Annotated in this window: 14 protein-coding genes; 9 read left to right on the top strand and 5 right to left on the bottom strand. The window is 70.8% G+C overall.

Going from position 1 to position 19,549, the window contains the following annotated elements; translation table 11 throughout:
• Window positions 1-6: 6 nt before the first annotated feature.
• Window positions 7-657, top strand: a complete 651-nt coding sequence (locus AB0L91_RS03785) for a Uma2 family endonuclease (RefSeq protein ID WP_365007137.1) — start codon at window positions 7-9, stop codon at window positions 655-657.
• A 25-nt stretch (window positions 658-682) separates the two neighbouring features.
• A complete protein-coding gene (locus AB0L91_RS03780; RefSeq protein ID WP_365007136.1) occupies window positions 683-1,339 on the top strand; it encodes a hypothetical protein in 657 nt (218 codons plus the stop codon).
• A gap of 55 nt (window positions 1,340-1,394) precedes the next feature.
• Here AB0L91_RS03780 and AB0L91_RS03775 read toward each other — a convergent pair whose 3' ends face one another.
• A complete protein-coding gene (locus AB0L91_RS03775; RefSeq protein WP_365007135.1) occupies window positions 1,395-1,859 on the bottom strand; it encodes a GNAT family N-acetyltransferase in 465 nt (154 codons plus the stop codon).
• 134 nt (window positions 1,860-1,993) lie between these two features.
• Here AB0L91_RS03775 and AB0L91_RS03770 point away from each other — a divergent pair, with 134 nt between their 5' ends.
• Complete coding sequence (locus AB0L91_RS03770) at window positions 1,994-2,959, top strand: aminoglycoside phosphotransferase family protein (protein ID WP_365007134.1); 966 nt, start codon at window positions 1,994-1,996, stop codon at window positions 2,957-2,959.
• An 11-nt stretch (window positions 2,960-2,970) separates the two neighbouring features.
• Here AB0L91_RS03770 and AB0L91_RS03765 read toward each other — a convergent pair whose 3' ends face one another.
• Complete coding sequence (locus AB0L91_RS03765) at window positions 2,971-3,825, bottom strand: LysR family transcriptional regulator (protein WP_189027249.1); 855 nt, start codon at window positions 3,823-3,825, stop codon at window positions 2,971-2,973.
• 133 nt (window positions 3,826-3,958) lie between these two features.
• Here AB0L91_RS03765 and AB0L91_RS03760 point away from each other — a divergent pair, with 133 nt between their 5' ends.
• The 4 genes from AB0L91_RS03760 to AB0L91_RS03745 all read left to right on the top strand — a co-directional run bounded on the left by AB0L91_RS03760 (window position 3,959) and on the right by AB0L91_RS03745 (window position 13,811).
• Window positions 3,959-5,227, top strand: coding sequence for an NAD(P)/FAD-dependent oxidoreductase (locus AB0L91_RS03760; RefSeq protein WP_365007133.1), 1,269 nt, complete (start codon window positions 3,959-3,961; stop codon window positions 5,225-5,227).
• Between the two features lie 258 nt (window positions 5,228-5,485).
• Window positions 5,486-6,304, top strand: a complete 819-nt coding sequence (locus tag AB0L91_RS03755) for a GNAT family N-acyltransferase (protein WP_365007132.1) — start codon at window positions 5,486-5,488, stop codon at window positions 6,302-6,304.
• A 5-nt stretch (window positions 6,305-6,309) separates the two neighbouring features.
• The gene (locus AB0L91_RS03750) at window positions 6,310-7,260 is read left to right on the top strand and encodes a lysophospholipid acyltransferase family protein (RefSeq protein ID WP_365007131.1); all 951 of its coding nucleotides are present in this window, start codon (window positions 6,310-6,312) and stop codon (window positions 7,258-7,260) included.
• A 380-nt stretch (window positions 7,261-7,640) separates the two neighbouring features.
• On the top strand, window positions 7,641-13,811 hold the full coding sequence (locus tag AB0L91_RS03745) for an amino acid adenylation domain-containing protein (RefSeq protein ID WP_365007130.1): 6,171 nt from the start codon (window positions 7,641-7,643) through the stop codon (window positions 13,809-13,811).
• On the opposite strand, the gene AB0L91_RS03740 is transcribed toward AB0L91_RS03745, so the two are convergent.
• Window positions 13,808-14,452 carry a Rid family hydrolase gene (locus AB0L91_RS03740; protein WP_365007129.1) on the bottom strand — a complete coding sequence of 215 codons (645 nt, stop codon included), beginning with the start codon at window positions 14,450-14,452 and terminating at the stop codon, window positions 13,808-13,810. The two genes, AB0L91_RS03745 and AB0L91_RS03740, sit on opposite strands and share 4 nt — an antisense overlap.
• 29 nt (window positions 14,453-14,481) lie before the next feature.
• A complete protein-coding gene (locus AB0L91_RS03735; RefSeq protein ID WP_365007128.1) occupies window positions 14,482-16,047 on the bottom strand; it encodes an FAD-dependent oxidoreductase in 1,566 nt (521 codons plus the stop codon).
• Window positions 16,048-16,302: 255 nt separating this feature from the next.
• On the opposite strand from AB0L91_RS03735, the gene AB0L91_RS03730 reads away from it, so the two are divergent.
• Together AB0L91_RS03730 and AB0L91_RS03725 are read left to right on the top strand one after the other, a co-directional pair.
• Window positions 16,303-17,805, top strand: coding sequence for an APC family permease (locus AB0L91_RS03730; protein WP_365007127.1), 1,503 nt, complete (start codon window positions 16,303-16,305; stop codon window positions 17,803-17,805).
• Complete coding sequence (locus tag AB0L91_RS03725) at window positions 17,802-18,596, top strand: helix-turn-helix domain-containing protein (RefSeq protein ID WP_365007126.1); 795 nt, start codon at window positions 17,802-17,804, stop codon at window positions 18,594-18,596. Before AB0L91_RS03730 ends, AB0L91_RS03725 begins: the two co-directional genes overlap by 4 nt.
• Here AB0L91_RS03725 and AB0L91_RS03720 read toward each other — a convergent pair.
• Window positions 18,584-19,435, bottom strand: coding sequence for a 3-hydroxybutyryl-CoA dehydrogenase (locus AB0L91_RS03720; RefSeq protein WP_365007125.1), 852 nt, complete (start codon window positions 19,433-19,435; stop codon window positions 18,584-18,586). The genes AB0L91_RS03725 and AB0L91_RS03720 overlap by 13 nt on opposite strands.
• Window positions 19,436-19,549: the final 114 nt, after the last annotated feature.

Below are 19,549 nucleotides of genomic sequence, written 5' to 3'. Positions count from 1 at the left end.
GAGTGAATGGTCATGCCGAGGATCGACCGCCCCGATCTGCCCGAGTCGATGACATGGGAAGAGCTGGAGAAGCTGCCCGAGGAGATCGCCGCCCAGATCGAGTTGTGGGACGGGCGAGTCGTGTGGATGCGCCGGGGGCCGGGTGAACATCAGACGGCGATGCGCCGTTTCACCAACGAAATCGAACGTTGCGCACGGCAGGTTGCGTCCACGGATCCGCAGCGCTGTTGGCGAGTGAACCTCGAGACGAACGTCTTCTTCGGCCAGACCGGCAAGTCCGACTTCGTCACCCCGGACTTCCTCGTACACCGCTGTCTGACCCCGGGCGCAGACGTCCGTGCTGCCGATACGGTGCTGGTGGGCGAGGTCCTGTCGCCGTCGAATACCCCTTCCGAAATCGAAGCGAAGAAGGCCCGCTACGCCGGTGCCGGCATTCCGTCGTACTGGGAGGTCGAGCTGCAACAGGATCTCACCGGTATCGCAGCGCTCCGGGTGTACATCCTCGAGATCGGCCACGCCGAGCTCCCACCGGGTGTACGTCCACTACGCCATGCCAACTACCTCCTGGCAGGCCAATGGTCACCCGACTCCGCGACCGGCATCTCGTTCCCCTACCCCTTCGCCATCGAGATCGACTGGGCCGCACTGGCATTCTGATCAGTCGCCGCATCGGCGATACGCTGTGGCCGTGGGGATCCAATGGTATGGCTGGTATCGGCGAGAGTTCTTCGACGAGCGTTCGATCGCCGCGCGGGATCGGCTCGCCGACGCGGCACGAGACGGGCAGTGGGACGTCGTGCTCGAGGTCGCCGACCGCGACCGCACTATCAATTCGACCCGGGTCGGTGGCAGTTCGGGATTCGCGCCGTTGCATCAAGCGGCATGGCATGGTGCACCGGAGCCGGTGGTCGAACGAATGCTGGAACTGGGAGCTTGGCGTACCTTGCGGACCGCAGATGGCGACACCGCTGCGGACGTCGCGGCCGCGCGCGGCCACGATCGGTTGGCCGAGCGGCTCACGCCCTCGTTGATCCGCGAGGTCGATCCGACCGTGCTGGCCCAGCTCGAATGTCAGTTGCACGCCGTGATTTTGGGCCGGGTGCTTGACCTCTGCCGGAAATGCGGGTTCCGGCCGCCGCCGCTGACGCCGCTGCTCGAGTACCCCGGTGCGACGATGTGGGCGGCGATCCCCGGCATGTACGGCGGCTTCGCGATCGAATTCGACACCGATGCCGACGTACTTGACGTGTCGAGTTGGTGTCGGGTGGCGGGCGGCTCGGGTGAGCGGCACCGGATTCGTCCGGACGGGTTCGAACTCGTCGAGAAGGGGTTCGTCTAGGCCGGGCAAGCGGTGGGTGACGTCTGTGCCGATCGAGGTGTTGCCGCCGGATCGGCTAGTGGTTGTCGGGAGTGTGCACCGGGCGGCCGAGGACCATCCATTTCTCGGGGTCGGTGAGGGGCTCGAAGCCGAACTTCTCGTAGAGGGTGTGGGCGTCGGCGGTGGCGAGCATGATGCGGCGCAGGCCGTAGGGGGCGAGGTGGTCGCGGACGGCGGCGATCAGGGCGACGCCGATGCCTTTGCCGCGGACCGCGCGGTCCACGTAGACGTCGCAGAGCCAGGCGAAGGTGGTCCGGTCGGTGACCACCCGGGCGTAGGCGACCTGGTCGCCCGAGACACTGTCGTAGATCCCGACATTGAGCGATTCCGCGATCGCGCGGTCCTGGAGCTCGCGGGTCCGGCCCATGGCCCAGTACGAGTCGGTGGACAGCCAGGTGTGCACGCGGGCGGCGTCGATGCGGGCGGTCTCGGTGGAGACCTCGTAACCGGCGGGGATATCGGGTAGTGGCGTGTCGGTCATCCGGGCAGAATCGCAGGCCGGACACCGCGCTGTCGAGCGGGTTTCGAGTCACCCGGAGGCGCGGCCGGGCTCGACCCGTCGCGCGGATCGGCGGTGATCGCCGCGTCGGGGACCGGCGTGGCAGGGTGGGGCGGGTGACGACGTTGCCGATCGAAGTGCCGCCGGAGGTCGAGGAGACGGTGCGGGAGGTGTTCGGGGCCGCGGGACAGCGCTGGCTCGACGACCTGCCCGCGCTGGTGGAGAAGCTGTGTGGGGCTTGGGAGCTGACGGTGATCGGCCCCGCGTTCGAGGGTGGCACGCACGCGTTCGTCGCCCCGGTCCGCCGCGGCGACGGATCGGTGGCGGTGCTCAAGGTCCCGATGGTCGACGAGGAGAACGTCGCGGAGCCGACCGGGCTGTTCCGCTACGGCGGCGACGGCGCCGTGACGCTGTACCGGTTCGACGCCGACAGCGGCGCGATGCTGATGGAGTGGGCACGTCCGGGTGAGCCCTTGCTCGAACAGCCGGGGTTCCCGAGTCTGGAGGGTCGGCCGGAGAACGCGGAGCGGGTTCGCTTGGCGTGCACGCTCCTTCGCAGGCTGCGCCGGGAGCCGACCGGCGTCCCGGCGGGCTATCCGACCCTGCCGACCGCGACCGACATGGTGGCCCAGTGGACCGCACGTCTCCAGCGACCGGAACCCGAACTCGCCGAGGTACTTCCGGAGGAACTGCGCGAACGGGCACTGGCGTGGTGCTCGCGCCTCGCCGTCCCCGCGGGCCCACTGCTCGTCGTGAACCGCGACACCCACCTCGGCAATATCGTCGCCGCCGAACGCGAACCGTGGCTCCTCCTCGATCCGAAGCCGTACCTCGGCGAAGCCGCCTTCGACGCGGGCTTCCTGATCATGATCCAGGTCCAGTCCGCACCGACTCCCGAGCACGCTCGCACCGTCGTCGAGACCACGGCCCGCCATCTCGACATCCCCACCGACCGCGCGCACGCCTGGGCCTTCCTGCGCGCGATCGAGGAGATCATCTGGTCGGTCGAGGACGACGACGAAGACACCCTGCCCCTGCACCTGGCTGTCGCCCACGCACTGGCGGTCCCGCTCGACGGCTAGGCGACCATCCGCTACCGCCGGTGCAGGGCGTCGAGCAGGGTGTTGACGATCGGATTCTGGCGGGCGTCCTCGCGCAGGACCGCCGAGACCGGGATGCGCAGGCGGTGGTCGGTGAGGTCGAGGGTGAGCAGGCCCTTGGTGGGGCCCTCGTAGAGGACGGTCCAGGATTCGGGGCGGTTGAGCAGTTCCATGGTGGCGGTGTGGTCGGGCGGGATCGGGGGACCGAAGGTGGGGCCGACGGGCAGGTCGGCGAAGGCCGAGCGGATGAGGGTGTGCAGGAGGACCTGTTCCTGTTCGGGCGGCAGCAGCAGGGGATAGGGACTGAGGTCGGCGAGGGTGACGACGCCCTTGCCCGCCAGCGGGTGACTGCTGGAGATCGCGATCACCAGGTCCTCCACCCAGAGCTGTTCCACCGCCAGCCCGGGTTGGTCCACACTGCCGCGGATCAGCGCCAGATCGCAGTCGCCGTCGGCGACGGCGGTGATCCGCTGGCGGAACGGTTTGATGACGTACTCGATCTCGGCGTCGGGGTGGGCGGCGCGGGCGGCGGCGATCGCGGACAGTGAGCGCGCCGCGAACGACATGTTGGCGGCGAGGCGGATGCGCGGGCCGGTGGTGCGCACGGCGGCGCGGATCGCGGACTCCAGACTCAGCATCTGCTTGGCCAGCGGCAGCAGCCGCAGGGTGGCGTCGGTGGGCACGACGGCGCGGGTCGTGCGCTCGAACAGCTGGGCGCCGAGGTCACGTTCGAGTCTCGCGATCTGGTGGCTGATCGCGGATTGGGAGATGAAGCAGCGGCTCGCGGCACGGCTGAAACTGAGCTCCTCACACACCGCGACGAAGTACGCCAGCTGGCGAAGTTCCACCAGGTCCCTCCTATTGATTAGTTATACAGATAAGAGTCATCTTCAGTATGCGCCCAAACACTGGAAACATCTGCGTTCCGCATCGCGTTTACTCATATGAAAGGACTCATTACCGATCTTGGAGCGCGCGATCATGGAACACACGGATGTCGTCATCGTCGGTTCGGGCTTCGGCGGACTCGCCGCGGCCAAGCAACTGAGCAAGTCACGAATCAACTACGTCCTGATCTCGAGCACGCCCGAGCACCTGTTCCAGCCGCTGCTCTACCAGGTGGCCACCGGCGTGCTCGCGCCCGAGGAGATCGCGCCGCCGATCAAGAACGTACTGCGCCGCCACCCCGAGGCCGACGTCCGGCTCGGCAAGGTCACCGCGATCGACGCCGAGGCCGCCGTGCTCACCTACGAGACCGCCGAGGGTACCCGCCAGATCAGCTACGGCTCGCTGATCGCGGCCACCGGCGCCAGCCAGAGCTACTTCGGCCGTGACGACTTCGCCGACAAGACCTTCTCGCTCAAGACCATCGACGACGCCCAGCGGCTGCGCGACCAGATCGCCTCGGTGTTCGCCGCGGCGCAGGGCGCCGACGAGGCGACCCGGCGCAGGCTGCTCAGCTTCGTCGTGGTCGGCGCGGGCGCGACCGGCGTCGAGGTGGCGGGCCAGATCAAGGAGCTCGCCAAGCGGCACTTCCACCAGGAGGTCTCGGTGACCCTGGTCGAGGGCGCGGGCGCCGTGCTGCCCCCGTTCGGCGGCGGGCTCTCGGAGTACGCGAAGCGCTCGCTGACCGACAGCGGCGTCGAGGTGCTGCTGGGCACCTTCGTCACCGATATCGACGAGGGCAAGGTGACGGTCAAGGACGCCGAGGGTATCGAGCGCGGTATCGCCGCCGAGACCGTGGTGTGGTCGGCCGGTGTGCAGGCGGGCGGGTTCGCGGCGCTGCTGGCCGAGGCCACCGGCGCCGAGACCGACCGCGCGGGCAGGCTGCTGATCAACCCGGACCTGACCGTCGGCGGCCACGCCGACATCTACGCCATCGGCGACATGACCTCGCTCAACGGCTACCCCGGCCAGTCGCCGGTCGCCATGCAGGAGGGCCGCCACGCCGCCGACATCATCCGGCGCAAGAAGGACGCGGGCACGCCGTTCGTCTACTGGGACAAGGGCAGCATGGCGGTGATCAGCCGCTTCAGCGCCGTCGTGAAGCTCAACGACCGGATCAGCTTCCGCGGCACCGTCGCCTGGGCGATGTGGCTGGCCGTGCACCTGATGTATCTGGTCGGCTTCCGCAACCGCTTCGCCGCGGTCGCCTCGTGGCTGGTGGCCTTCATCGGCACCGCCCGCCCCGGCTTCGACGAGGCCGAGCGGACCGCGAAGAGCACCGAACCGGCGCGCTCGGCCGCCTGAGCACCCCGCGATCGGCCCGCTGTCACACGGCGGGCCGATTGTCGTTCCGGGGCATCGGAATGCGGGTCGCCAGGCCGGGTCGCGCGGCCAGATCCGGCCCCGAAACCGGCCTGTTCGGCTAGAAACCCGCAGGTGGGCGAACGCTGAGCAGCGCATCGGTGAACGCGCGGTGTGACGGGTGTCTCGTTCACCGAACGGGCATCGACACGACACCGATGTGTCGCTCCGATGCCAGCTCGGACTGGCTTCATCAGCGGTATGACAATTTCGTCCGTGTTGACCGCGCCGGCGCCGGACTCCGGGGTGGGGAAGTCTCGGTACAGTCTGGTCGTCGCGTCCGATGCCGAGCACAGGGAGGCCGCGCAGCGGCTCCGATTCCAGGTCTTCGCCTCCGAGCCCGGGTTCCGGATGCCCGACAACGGGACCGGCCTGGACGCCGACCGGTTCGACGAGCACTGCGACCACCTGCTGGTCCGTGACGAGTTCACCGAGCAGTTCGTCGGCTGCTACCGGATGCTGCCGCCGGACAAGGTAGCCGCCGCGGGCGGGTACTACACGGCGACCGAGTTCGATCTCACCCAGCTCGACCCGACCGGGCACCGGATCGTCGAGATGGGCCGGGCCTGCGTGGTTCCCGACCACCGCAACGGCTCGGTGCTCACCCTGATGTGGGCGGGCATCCTGCACTACATCCAGCTCACCGGTTACGACTGGGTGATGGGCTGTGTCTCGGTGCCGATGCAGGACGGCCCCGAGGACCCCGCCGGGGTGAATGTGCGCGGCGTGCGCGACATGCTCCTGGGCAGGCACGCGTGCGACCCCGAGCGGCGCGTGCACCCGTACCGGCCGGTCGTCGTCGACGGTGTCGCGCTCGACGAGATGACCCCGCCGAGCCGCCCCAAGCTCCCGCCGCTGCTGCGCGGCTACCTGCGCCTGGGCGCCGAGATCTGCGGCGAACCGGCGCACGACCCCGACTTCGCCGTCGCCGACTTCGTCGCGCTGCTCGGCCTGGAAACCATCAACACCCGGTATCTGGAGCGGCTGCAGAGCGCGGCCGCCAATTTCGACGGGAAGTAACCATCATGGTGTTCGACGCGCCGCCCGCCACCCACTCGCACTCGTGGATGCCGTCGAGCCCCTGTGGTTCACGCTGCATCGAACCGATCGACGAGGTCGGTACCGCCAGGATGATCGCCCGGCTGGCCGGGATCATCGGCCTGGTGTTCAGTTTCCCCGTGCTGACCGCGGCCACGCCGAAGTCCCGCCGGGAGAACCTGCAGCGCCGGTACGCCCGCGCCGCGCTCGGCTGCCTGGGGATGCGGCTGCGCATCGTCGACAACCGCTCGGCCGAGCAGGGCGCGTCGACGGCGGGCTTCGCCGACCCGGGCACTCCGGTGATGGTGGTGACCGGGCACATCGGCTGGGCCGACGTGGTCGCGCTGGCCGCGGTGCAGCCGGTCAGCTTCGTCGCCAGGGCCGACATGGTCGACTGGCCGGTGCTGGGCAAGCTCGCCCAGCTCACCCGGGTGATCCCGATCGAGCGGGCCCGCCTGCGCGAGCTGCCCGGCGTGGTCGGCCAGGTCGGGCAGCGGCTGGCCGAGGGCAATCGGATCGCGGTCTTCCCCGAGGGCACCACCTGGTGCGGCCGGGCCTACGGCTCGATGCGCCCGGCCATGTTCCAGGCCGCGATCGACACCACCACCCCCGTGCAGCCGGTCCGGCTGCGCTATCTCGACCGGCACGGAGTGCCGTGCACGGTGCCGGGCTTCGTCGGCGAGGACACCTTCGCCGATTCGGCGAAGCGGGTGCTGCGCAGCCGCGGCATGGTCGTCGAGATCTCGCTCGAGCCGCTCGAGCACCCCGGCCTGGATCGCCGTGATCTCGCCCGACGGTGCGAGGCCGCCGTGCGCGGCACCGACCGCTCCCGGCACGGCGTGCTCGACACCGAGTGGATCGAAGCGGGCAACACCCGCGTGCAGGATCCGTCGGTCGATCAGCAGGCGACGGAGAAAGTTTCCGCTACCGCCTGGTAACCGAAACTCGGTCCCATTCACCTCTACCGGAGATCGCGCTCGCGGTCTCCGGTAGAGGTGTTCGCGCGTTTCGGATTGCGGAGAATTCGCAGGTCCGTGCCCGGCGGCGGGTGTGCCCGAAAAGTGAAACATTCGTGTCCGCAGCGAAAGTCGTTCGCACAGCATATGACCTGCGTATGACGTGGATTACATACTGGGCAGTTGGCTATACCCATCTGTTGTGAGCTGAAACCTCTACATTGCCGCCGCGCCGAAATTGATGAGATATTTGCGGTACCGTCACGCAGGATTTTCCCGATACCCCCGGTGTAGCCGAGAGTCCAGGCGACATTCGACAGTTCGATCGCAGGGGTGATCGATGGTGAAGGGAAGCATTACCGGTGACCGAGCAAGCTTCTGGCGTACGTCGTCCCGCCGCGCGCCGCGGCCGTCGATCGCCGGTGTCCACCCTGCCCCGATTGCTGATGGCCGCCGTCGAACGCGCGCCGGAGGCCCCCGCGCTGAGCCTGGCCGGACGCGTGCTCACCTACACCGAACTCGACCAGCAGTCCTCGCAGCTGGCCCGGGTGCTGATCGGGCGCGGCGTCGGCCCCGGTGACCGGGTGGTCCTGGCGCTGACCCGCTCGATCGAGTCGATGGTGGCGCTGTGGGCGGTGGCCAAGACCGGTGCCGCGTTCGTGCCCGTCGACCCGCGCTACCCGGCCGAACGGGTCGCGCACATGCTCACCGACTCCGGCGCCGGATTCGGCGTCGCCCTGGCCGCCGACGCCGACCGGCTCGACGCCCGATTGCGCTGGCTGGCGCTGGATTCCGCCGCCTGCCGCGCCGAGCTCGAACACGCCTCGGACGCCCCGGTGGTCGCCACCGACCGCACCCGCAGGCTGTTCGGCGAGGACATCGCCTACATCATCTACACCTCCGGCTCGACCGGCGTGCCGAAGGGCGTCGCCGTCACCCACACCGGCCTGGCCGGTCTGTGTGCCGAGCAGATCCGCCGCTTCCGGATCACCGGGGCGTCCCGCACGCTGCACTTCGCCTCGCCCAGCTTCGACGCCAGCATCCTGGAACTGCTCCTCGCCATCGGCGCGGGCTCGACGATGGTCATCGCGCCGCCCGACATCTACGGCGGCGACGAACTGACCGACCTGTTGCGCGCCGAACGGGTGACCCACGCCTTCATCACCCCGGCCGCGCTCGCCGGTGTCGACGGATCGGGCCTGCCGGAGCTGGCCGCGATCGTGGTCGGCGGCGAGGCCTGCCCGCCGGAACTGATCGCGCGCTGGTCGCCAGGGCGCAACTTCTACAACCTCTACGGCCCGACCGAGACCACCGTGGCGGCCTCGATCAGCGATCCGCTGGCCCCCGGTGAGCTGATCACCATCGGCGGTCCCATCCCCGGCATGACCGCCGTCGTGCTCGACGCGCGGCTGCGGCCGGTGCCGGACCGCACCCCGGGCGAGCTGTACCTGGCCGGTCCCGGCCTGGCGCGTGGCTACCACGAGCGCGCCGGGCTGACCGCGGCCCGCTTCGTCGCCGACCCGATCACCGGCGGCAGGCTCTACCGCACCGGCGACCTGGTGAAATGGGAGCTCACCGCCGACGGCGATCCCCAGCTGACCTTCCTCGGCCGCACCGACGCCCAGGTCAAACTGCGTGGCTTCCGCATCGAGCTGGGCGAGATCGACGCGGTGCTCACCACCGACGCGTCGGTCCGCTTCGCCACCACCCTGGTGCGGACCCTGCCCAGCGGCGTGGACGCGCTCGTCGCGTACGTCGTGGCAGCGGCGGGCGCGACGGTCGACCCGGTCGCGCTGACCCGCCTGGCCGAGCAGCGGCTGCCCGCGCACGCCGTCCCCGCGGCCATCGTGCCGCTCGAGCGGCTGCCGCTGACCCCGGTCGGCAAGCTCGACTACCGGGCCCTGCCCGAACCCGAGCTGACCGCCCGCGCGTTCGAGGCCCCGCGCACCGGCACCGAGGAGTCGGTCGCCGAGGTCTTCGCCGATCTGCTCGGCGCCGACGCGGTCGGCCGCGACGACGACTTCTTCGCCCTCGGCGGCAACTCCCTGCTCGCCACCCGGCTGGCGGGCCGCCTCGGCGCGAGCACCGGCGTGCGGGTGCCCGCCCGCACCGTCTTCGAACACGGCACCGTCGCCGCGCTGGCCGCCGCCCTCGACGCGCTCGTCGGCGACGCCGCCGTGCGGGTGCCGCTGACCCGGCGCGAGCGCGGCGAGCGGGTCCCGCTCTCGCTCGCCCAGCAGCGCATGTGGTTCATGGCCCGGCTCGACCCCGGGTCCAGCGCGTACAACATCCCGGTCGCGCTGCGCCTGTCCGGCCCGCTCGACACCGCGGCGCTGACCGCCGCTCTCGACGACGTCCTCGACCGCCACGAGGTCCTGCGCACCGTGTACCCCGAGTACGACGGCCAGGGCTACCAGCGGGTGCTGCCGGTCGCCGAGGCCGGACTCGACGTGGTCGCCACCGCGATCGCCGAGGCCGACCTGCGGATGGAGCTGGCCCGGCTGACCTTCGGCGGCTTCGACGTCTGCGCGCGAGTTCCCGTGCGCGCCGCCCTGTTCCAGCTCTCGGCGACCGAGCACGTGCTCGCCGTGGTGGTACACCACATCGCCACCGACGGTTTCTCCCTGGCCCCGCTCACCCGCGACCTGGTGACCGCCTACGCCGCCCGTACCCACGGCGCGGCGCCGGACTGGGCGCCGCTGCCGGTGCAGTACGCCGACTACACCCTCTGGCAGCAGGAGATGCTCGGCGCTGCCGAGGATTCCGGTTCGCTGCTGGCCCAGCAGCTCGGCTACTGGCGAACAGAACTCGCGGGCACGCCGACCCTGCTGGAGCTGCCCACCGACCGGCCGCGGCCACCCGTCGCGGGCAGTCGTGGCGCCGCGCACCACTTCGCGCTCGACGCGTCGCTGCATCAGGCGCTGGAAACCCTGGCGCGCGAACACAACGCGTCGCTGTTCATGGTGGTGCGGGCCGCGCTGTCGGTGCTGCTGGCGCGCGTCGCGGGCACCGATGACGTCACCGTCGGCGCACCGGTCGCGGGCCGTGGTGAGCCCGAACTCGACGACCTGGTCGGCATGTTCGTCAACACCGTCGTGCTGCGCACCCGGATCGACGCCGCCGAGCCCTTCACCGCCCTGCTGGATCGGGTCCGCGAGACCGACCTGGCCGCCTTCGCCAACGCCGACGTGCCGTTCGAACGCCTTGTCGCCGAACTGGATCCGCCGCGCACCCAGGCGCACCACCCGCTCTACCAGGTGGCGCTGTCGTTCCAGAACTTCGGCGGCGCCCGGCTGGAACTGCCCGATCTGGTGGTCTCGGCCGTCGACCTGGGCGACGAGGTCGCACCGGTCGACCTGCAGCTGACCGTCGTCCCGCAGGAGGACGCGGCGGGCCCCGCCGGACTGCGCTGCTCCTGGCGCTATGCCACCGACCTGTTCGACGAGTCGACCATGGCGCGGCTCGGCCAGCGCCTGGTCGGGCTGCTGGCCGCCGCCGTCGCCGCGCCGCACCGGCCGGTCGGCGATCTGCCGCTGCTGACGGCGGCCGAGCGCGCCGAACCCGCGGGGGACGTGCGGCTGGTGCCGGAAGCGACCCTGGCCGAGGCCGTCCAGACGCAGGCGCTGCTGCGCCCGGACGCGCCCGCGGTCACCTTCGCCGAGACGACACTGACCTACGGCGAACTCGCGAGCCGGGTCAACCGGCTGGCCCGGCTGCTCGTCGCCACCGGCGTCGGACCCGCCGCGACCGTGGCGGTCGCGATCCGGCCGTCGATCGACCTGGTCGTCGCCATGTACGCGGTCTTCACGGCCGGTGGCGCCTACGTGCCGATCGACCCGGACGCCCCGGCCGACCGCCGCGCCGACATCCTGTCCGTCGCCCGCCCGGTCTGCGTGCTGACCACGGTGCCCGACACCGTCGACGTCGTCGGACTGCCGGTCGTCTCGGTCGACCTGGTCGCGACATCCGGTGCGCTGTCGGCCTTCCCGGACCGACCGCTGACCGACGCCGACCGGCTCCGCCCGCTGCGCACGCTGGATCTGGCGTACGTCATCTTCACCTCCGGGTCCACCGGCAAGCCCAAGGGCGTCGGGGTGCCGCACTCGGCCATCGTCAACCAGGCGGCGTTCATGGTCGGCGACTACGCGGTGGGCACGAACGACACCGTCCTGCAATCGATTCCGTGGACGTTCGACGCCTCGATGATCGGCTTCGCGACCCCGCTGCGCGCGGGCGCGCACATGATCGTGGCCGCCGCGCACGGACTCACCGACCCGGCGTACCTCGCCGGGCTCGTCGCGCGGCACCGGGTCACCGGCACCACGATCGTGCCGTCCGTGCTGCAGATGCTGCTCGAGGCGGCGCCGTCCGGCACGCTGCGTTCGCTGCGCGCGGTGTGGGTCGGCGGCGAGGCGCTGCCCAACGCCACCATCGCCCGCTTCACCACCGCCACCGCGGGCAGGCTGCACAACCTGTACGGCCCCACCGAGGCGACGGTGTCCATCACCGCCGCCGATGTGACCGAGATCGGCGACGGGATCGTCCCGATCGGCAAGCCGCACTGGAACTCCCGCGCCTACGTCCTCGACGCCCGGTTGCAGCCGGTGCCGGTCGGCACGCCCGGTGAGCTGTATCTGGCCGGCGCGCAGCTGGCGCGCGGCTACCTCGGCAGCCCGGACAAGACGACCGAGCGTTTCGTCGCCGACCCGTACGGTCCCGTCGGCGAGCGCATGTACCGCACCGGCGACCTGGTCCGCAGGCTCCCCTCGGGCGACCTGACCTACCTGGGCCGCACCGACGTCCAGCTCAAACTGCACGGCCTGCGCATCGAGCCCGGCGAGATCGAGGCCGCGCTGCGCGCGCATCCGGCCGTCGCGGGCGCCGCGGTGACGGTGCACCACGAACAGCTCGTCGGCTATGTCACCCCGGCGGCCGGACAGGCCGTCGACCTCGCCGACGTGCAGGCGACGATCCGGACCCTGTTGCCGCCGTACATGATTCCGCACCGGCTGCTCGAGCTCGACGAGTTCCCGCTCGGCGCCACCGGCAAGCTCGACCGCAAGGCGCTGCCCGCGCCCCCGGTGGAGCTGCGCGAGTACCAGGCGCCGGCGACCGCCGACGAGGAGATCGTGGCGGCGGTGTTCGCGCAGGTCCTCGAGCTGGAGCGGGTCGGCCGCGACGACGACTTCTTCGTCCTCGGCGGCACCTCGCTCTCGGCGATCCGGGTGCGCGCCGCGCTGGCCGAGCGCCTCGGCATCGAGGTGCCGCTGCGGCTGCTGTTCAGCTATCCGCTGGTCAGCGATCTGGCGCTGGCCGTGCGCGACGAGTCCTCGGCCTCGGCGGCCGGCCCCGATCCGGCCGCCGACGCCGTGCTCGACCCCGCGATCGACCTCACCGGCTGCGCGCCGCGGCGCGCGGGCGACCCGGCGACTCTGCTGCTCACCGGCGCCACCGGTTTCCTCGGCAGCTTCCTGCTGCGCGAACTGCTCGAGCAGACCGGGGCCACCATCCACTGCCTGGTCCGCGCCACCGACGACGCGAGCGCGGTGGACCGGATCGTCGCCACCGCCGCGAAGTACAGCATCGACCTGCGGCCCCACCTGGACCGGATCGTCGGCGTACCAGGTGATCTCGCGCAGCCCCGGCTGGGCATCGAGCCGCGGCGCTTCGCCGAACTGGCCGACCGGATCGACGCGATCTATCACAACGGCGCGCTGGTCAACCACCTCGAGCCGTATGCCCGGATGCGCGAGGCCAATGTCGGCGGCACCACCGAGGTGCTGCGCCTGGCGACCACCACCCGGGTCAAGCCGATCCACTACGTCTCGACGCTGTCGGTGCTGGCCGGTATCCCACAGGACAGCGGGGTGCCCGGCGGGCTGCCCGGCTACGCGATGACCAAGTGGGTCGCCGAACAGCTGGTGCACACCGCGATCGAGCGCGGTATCCCTGTCGCCGTCTACCGGCCCGGCCTGATCACCGGCGACTCCAGGACCGGCGTCGCCCCGGCCGAGGACGCCTGGTGGACCATGCTGCGCGCCATGCTGGTGCTCGGCGTCGCCGTCGACGTGCGCGCGATCGGGGTCGAGATGGCCCCGGTCGACCATGTCGCGGCGGGCATCGTCCGCCAGTCCCGGGACGCCGCCGCGATCGGCAACACCTATCGCGCGGCGGGCGCCCAGGTGCCGCTGCAGGTGGTCTACGAGGAGATCCTGCGCCGCCACTACCGGTTCGACTTCATCGACCCGATGGAGTTCGGCCTGACCCTGACCACCGCCGCCGAACGCGTGGACGCCGACCCGATCCTGGCCCGCGCCTCGGCCCTGAGCGGCAACTACGCCGCCGCGATCGCCGCGGCGACCCCGGCGACGGTGCTGAGCGCGGTCGAATCGGCGGCCCCGGCCGAGCCGTACCGGGGCCTGCCGATCGAGTTCCCCGCGGTCGACGCGACGGTGATCAGCCGCTACTTCGACCACTACATCGCGGTCGGCTTCTTCCCGTCCCCCGGCGCGGACAGCCTGACCCCGGCCTAGCCGGCCGGGAACACCGCGTCGACCTCCACCTCGACCAGCCAGCCCGCGACCGGCAGGCTCGCCACCTCGAGCGCGAACCTGCTCGGCCGCGCGGCATTACGGACCAGGGGAGCGGCCGGGGCGGCGGTGCCGAGCGGGACCAGCTCGGTGTCGCCGGTGTCGAGGTTCGTGTTGGCGAAGAACTGGCGGTAGGCCCGGTTCCAGCCCGCGTAGTCGGCGCGATCGGTGCCGGGCGCGTTGTCGAGGAACACCCGCATGGTGACCACGTTGTCCAGGGTCAGTCCGCGGGCCTCCAGGTTCTCCCTGATCCTGGCCAGCACCGACATCCCCTGCGCCTCGGTGACGCTCACGCCGGGTGCCAGCTTGCCACCGGCGAATTGCTGGGTGTCGATGAAGGATTCGGGACTGCCCGCCGGCGCCGCCGTGTTGAGCGCGGTCGGTCCGATCCCGCTGGTCTTGTAGACGGCGGCGTCGGCGGCGATCACCACACCCTGCGCGATCATCGGATTGGCCTGTCCCGCTTCCAGAATCGAGGAGCTCGGCGGCTGCTTCGGGGCCTCGGCGGCGTCGGAGTCGGCGGTGCAGCCGGTGAGAGTGAGCGCTACGACGGTCGCCGCGGTCGCACTGATCAGGGTCTTCATGGTCGGTTCTCCTTGTCCGGAAGGGTGGGTCAGGCCGCGACGCGGGCGTGCAGGGCGGTCACGACATCGCGGGCCGAGGTGAAGGCCCCGTGCTGCCAGGCGATCGCGTTGGACAGGTGGTCCCCGGCGAAATACACCCGCTCGACCGGCGCGAGCAGCTTGGTGTACTCCGGCGTTGCCACGCCGCCGTGCGCGTCGCTGCCCGACCAGCCGACCCACGCGCCCTCGGAATACCGGGTGCGCCGCCAGCTGCCGGAGAACGCGGAGGCGATGTCGCGCCCGTACTTCTCGCCGTGGATCGCCGAGCCCTCCGCGACCGCCTTCGCCAATCGCTGCCGGTGCGTGAGGGATTCGAAGGCCTGGTGCCGCTTGCCGGTGTTGTAGTAGCCGACCACCACGCCGCGTTCGCCGTGGTAGTGGTCGTACGGGAACATGATCTGCGCGATGTCCTTGTCGGTGTTGGTCGCGCCGCCGTAGATCCGGTCCTCCAGCTCCCACCAGCGCCGCGAGTACTCGATGCCGAGCTTGCCGGAGGACACCGGCACCGCCGCCTTCAACGCGGTCAGCACGTCGGCGGGCAGGTTGGTGGCCAGGCGCCCGACGAGATTCGGGGGCAGCGTGCAGATGCAGTAGTCGGCGTCGACGGCCTGCTTCGCGCCGTCGCGGGTGTACTCGACCCGGACCCCGCCCGGGGTGTTGCGCAGGGCCGACACCTCGGCGCCGAACCGGATCCGGTCGTTGCCGATCGCGCGCTGGAAGGCGGTGTAGATGCGGTCCATGCCGCCGACCGGGGTCATCATCATCATGGCCTGGTCGTAGCCGAACTCGAAGCTGAAGTTGCGGCCCAGACCACTGCGGATAGTGTCGGACATGGCGAAGGGCTTGCGCTGGTCGCCGAAGTTCAGACCGGCGCCGGGCTCGGACTCGTAGCCGCGCCGGGTCGAGCCGAGATAGCGGCCGTCACTGGACAGATCGCCGAAATCGCGCAGGAACGACGCCAGCGCTTCCTTGTCGTCGCCGGTCAGCACATCGTCGAGCGCGCCCCGCGACGCGGCCTTCTGCAACAGCTCCGACAGGTAGCCGTACATGTCGGCCTTCGCCGCGCGGTACTGCACCGACTGCCCGGAGATCGGCGTCGCGCTCTGGTAGTTGACCAGTGTGTTGGCGTTCTGATTGCCGAAGGGCTGGACCTCGACGCCGAGTTCGCGACAGTAGTCGAGGGTGATGTGGCCCTGCGGAATACGCGTGGCCCCCAGATTGAAGTAGTGCCCCTCGGCGAAAGTGCAGGTCTGGGTTTCGCCGTTGAGGTCGGTTTCGGTGGTGCCGTTACGCACCGACCACACCCGCCCGCCCGGCCGCTTCCTGGCCTCGAGCACGGTGACGTCGTAGCCCGCCTTGCCCAATTCGTAGGCCGCGCAAAGCCCGGCGGGCCCACCGCCGAGAATCACGACGGACGCGCCCGACCCCGCCTTGCCGATGAGATCGCCCATGGCGGGGGACCGGAACGGTACCTGCGCGGTGGCGGGCGCGAGCCCCAGCGTCGACAGCGCGCCGTAGGCGAGGCCCGCGCCGCCGGTGACCCCGAGACTCTGCATGAATGATCTTCTGGTGACTGCCATGGGCCGCTCCGTCCGCTGATCCGCGATGTCCGTTCTGCGACAGTCTCGAAGGAGGGTGGGGCGGTGGCGCTACGCCGGGGAAAACGTTCACCGGTCGGCGAGTGAGAGGCGCGGCGGCCCGTTCTCACTCGGCGTGCGCCGACGGACTCACCACCGCAATATCGCCGAAACCCGGCCTGGTTAGGGTCGCCCGCACCGGCGGGCACGCGTCGCCGGCGTGGGAGGTGTGTGGTGACTGCTCTGGCCGACGCGGTCGCGAGGTCGTTCGCGGCGGACGAACCCGAGCGGCCCGCGGTGTCGCCGTTGCGCGCGCTGGGGCGCAGGCAACTCTCGGGGATCGCGCTGCTCGGGCAGTCGGTGGCCACGACCGCGCCCGCCGCCTCGATGGTGCTGCTGCCGGTCACCATGCTCACCCACAACGCGCTGCTGCCCGGCCTGGTCACCATCGTCGTCGCGACCGTGGTCGTCACCCTGATCGCGCACTGCCTGGCGCAATTCACCCGGCGGCTGTCCGCGGCGGGTGGGCTCTACACCTTCGTCAGTCACGGCGCCGGGCCGCGGGCGGCGCTGACCTGCGGTGTCGGCATGCTCGTGAAATACCTGGGCAGCGCCGCGCTGACGATGTATCACGGCTCGCAGACCGTGCTGGCGCTGGCGGCGCAGCTCGGAATCACCGTGCGCGGCTGGGGGATCGGCGCGGTCTACCTCGGCATCGCGGTCCTGATCGGCGCCGTGCTGGTGCGCGGTGTGCGGTTCGCGGCGATCGCGATCCTGGCGGTCGAGGCGTGCTCGCTGAGCTTCATCATCGGCCTGATGCTGGTGTCGGGGCCCGCGGTGCCGGTCATCCCGGACGCGCCGAATGTGCCCGCGGTGCTGGCGATCGCGCTGTCGGCGTTGTTCGCGCTGGCCGGATTCGAGAGCGCGACGTTCTTCGCGCCGGAGACCCGGCGTCCGCTGGTGACGGTGACCCGCACCGTGCTGTGGACGCCGATCCTGTGCGGCGCGCTGTTCATCTTCGCGTCCTGGGCGGCCTGGTCCGGGCACGCGGGAGCGGTGGTCAACGCGTATCTGCACGGGACAGCCGGGGGATCGAGCCTGCTCGTGGTGATCCTGCTCGACGCGGGGCTCACCTGTTCGTGGCTCGGTTCGTCGATGGCGTCGTCGAATGCCGCGTCGCGGCTGGTCTATTCGATGAGCGTGGAGGGTGTGCTGCCACGGGTCTTCGGCCGGGTGGGCGCGCGGCTGCGGACCCCGCACGTCGCGTTGCTCGCGATCATCGGCACGGTCACGGTCGTCGGCCTGCTGTTCGTGGCGCTGGACGGGGTGCCGCCGTCGGTGAAGACGGTCGTCCGGACCGCGCTCGCGCTGTCCTACATCCTGGTCGCGGTGGCCGCGGTGCTGTTCCTGGGCCGCATCGATGAGCTGAGCCGGCTGGACCGCTGCGCGGGGTGGGGCGCGAGTTCGGTGCTCGCCGTCGTGCTCGTGTACCTGACGTTCTCCGACGCGCGGCACGGTGTCGTCGCCGCGCCCACGCTGATCGTCGTCGTCCTGGCGATCGGCGCGTGCTGGTACCGCTATCTCCGGCTGACCCACCCCCGAAGTCTCACCGCCATCGGGGTTTTCGACAGCCCCGAATCGGTCGACGTGCTGCCGGGCGCCGGGGTGTTCGCCGTCAACGCCCGTGGTGCGATCGCCCTGGTCGGGGTGCCGCGGGCCGGCCGTGGCGAACAGTGACGACGGCGACCCGCCGGGACGGCCCGAGCGGACACGAGCCGCGCGCGGTCCAGAAGGCGCTCGCGCTGCTCGAAGCGGTGGCCCGGCTCGGCTCGGGCGCCACCGCGAAGGAGATCGCCACGCAGACCGGGATCGCCCCGGCGACGGCCTACCGATTGCTGAATCTGCTCGTCGCCGACGGCTATCTGGTGCGCATCGAGGACCTCTCGGGCTTCGCGCTCGGCCGCCGCACCCGCGAACTGGCCGGTGCCGCAGCCGAACCCGCGGCCGACCACCATCGGGTGCTCGCCGAACTGCGCGCCCAGGTGCGCTTCGGCATCCACCTCGCCGCGTTCACCGGCCGCCGGATCCGGATGATCGACAGGGACCCCGATCACGAGCTGAGCGGGGAGAAGGTCCTGGTCCGGCATCCGCACGCGTCCGCGATCGGCAAGGTGCTGATGACCCGGCATCCCGAGCTCGCCGAGGGACCACTGCGCCGGGTGACGACCTTCACGATCACCTCCCCGGCCGAGCTCGCCGCGGAACTGCGGCGGGTCGACGCGCGGGCCGTCGCCACCGAGGTGAACGAATGCCGGGTCGGTCGCAGCGCGGTCGCGGTGCCGGTGCGCGCGGCCGACGGTACCGTCGCGGGCGCGCTGGCGGCGATCGGCACGACCGGGCGGCTACCGGTGCACGACCGCGACCTCATCGATCTGCTCACCGCGGCGGCCCAGCGGGTGCTGGTCCGGCCCGCACACCCCGCGGGAGCCGCCGAGGCGACTCCCGCGGGACGCGATCACTTCGCGTAGTCGTAGAACCCGCGGCCGGACTTGCGGCCGAGGCGGCCCGCGTCGACCATCCGGCGCAGCAGCGCGGGCGGGGCGAGGTGCGGCTCGGCGAACTCGGCGTACAGCGACTCCGAGGCGGCCAGGGCGATGTCGAGGCCGACGGTGTCGAGCAGGGTCAGCGGGCCCATCGGGTAGCCGCAGCCGCCCTTCATGGCCGCGTCGATGTCCTCGGCGGTGGCGTAGCCGGACTCGAGCATCCGGATGGCCGAGCACAGGTAGGGGATGAGCAGGGCGTTGACGATGAAGCCGGAGCGGTCACCGGCCTGCACGGTCATCTTGCCCAGGGTGTTCTTGGCGTAGTCGGTGACGGCCGCGGCCGCCTCCGGCGCGGTCACCAGGGTCGAGATGATCTCGACCAGCGGCATCACCGGCACCGGGTTGAAGAAGTGCACGCCGACCACACGCTCGGGCCGCTCGGTGGCGCCTGCCACCTTGATCACCGGGATGGAGGAGGTGTTGGTGGCGAGGATGCCCTCGGGCTTGACGATCTTGTCGAGCTTGCCGAAGATCTCGTACTTCACCGACTCGATCTCCGGCGCGGCCTCGATCACCAGGTCGCGGTCGGCGAACTCGTCGATGTCCAGGGTGACCCGCACGCGCGCGATCGCCGCGTCGGCCTCCTCCTGGGTGATCTTGCCGCGGGACACGCCCCGGCTGATCGAGCTCGCGATCCGCTGCTCGGCCGCCTCGGCGAACTCCGGCTTGGTCTCGAGCACGAGCACCTGGCTGCCCGCCTTGGCACAAACCTCCGCGATGCCGGCACCCATGGTGCCGCCACCGATCACTCCGATCAACTCCACTGCAGAACTCCCAACATCGCATTGCCCTGGTTGTCCCGGGGATTATTTCACCCGAGCTGGCACTGAGTGCCACAGGCTGTCGAAAGCGCTGGCCAACCGGGTCACAGACGCCGA

The sequence above is a fragment of the Nocardia sp. NPDC051833 genome (genome assembly GCF_040681225.1).
GTDB lineage: Bacteria > Actinomycetota > Actinomycetes > Mycobacteriales > Mycobacteriaceae > Nocardia.
The sequence above is the reverse complement of the archived record's forward strand: the minus strand, read 5'-3'. Positions and strand labels throughout refer to the sequence as shown.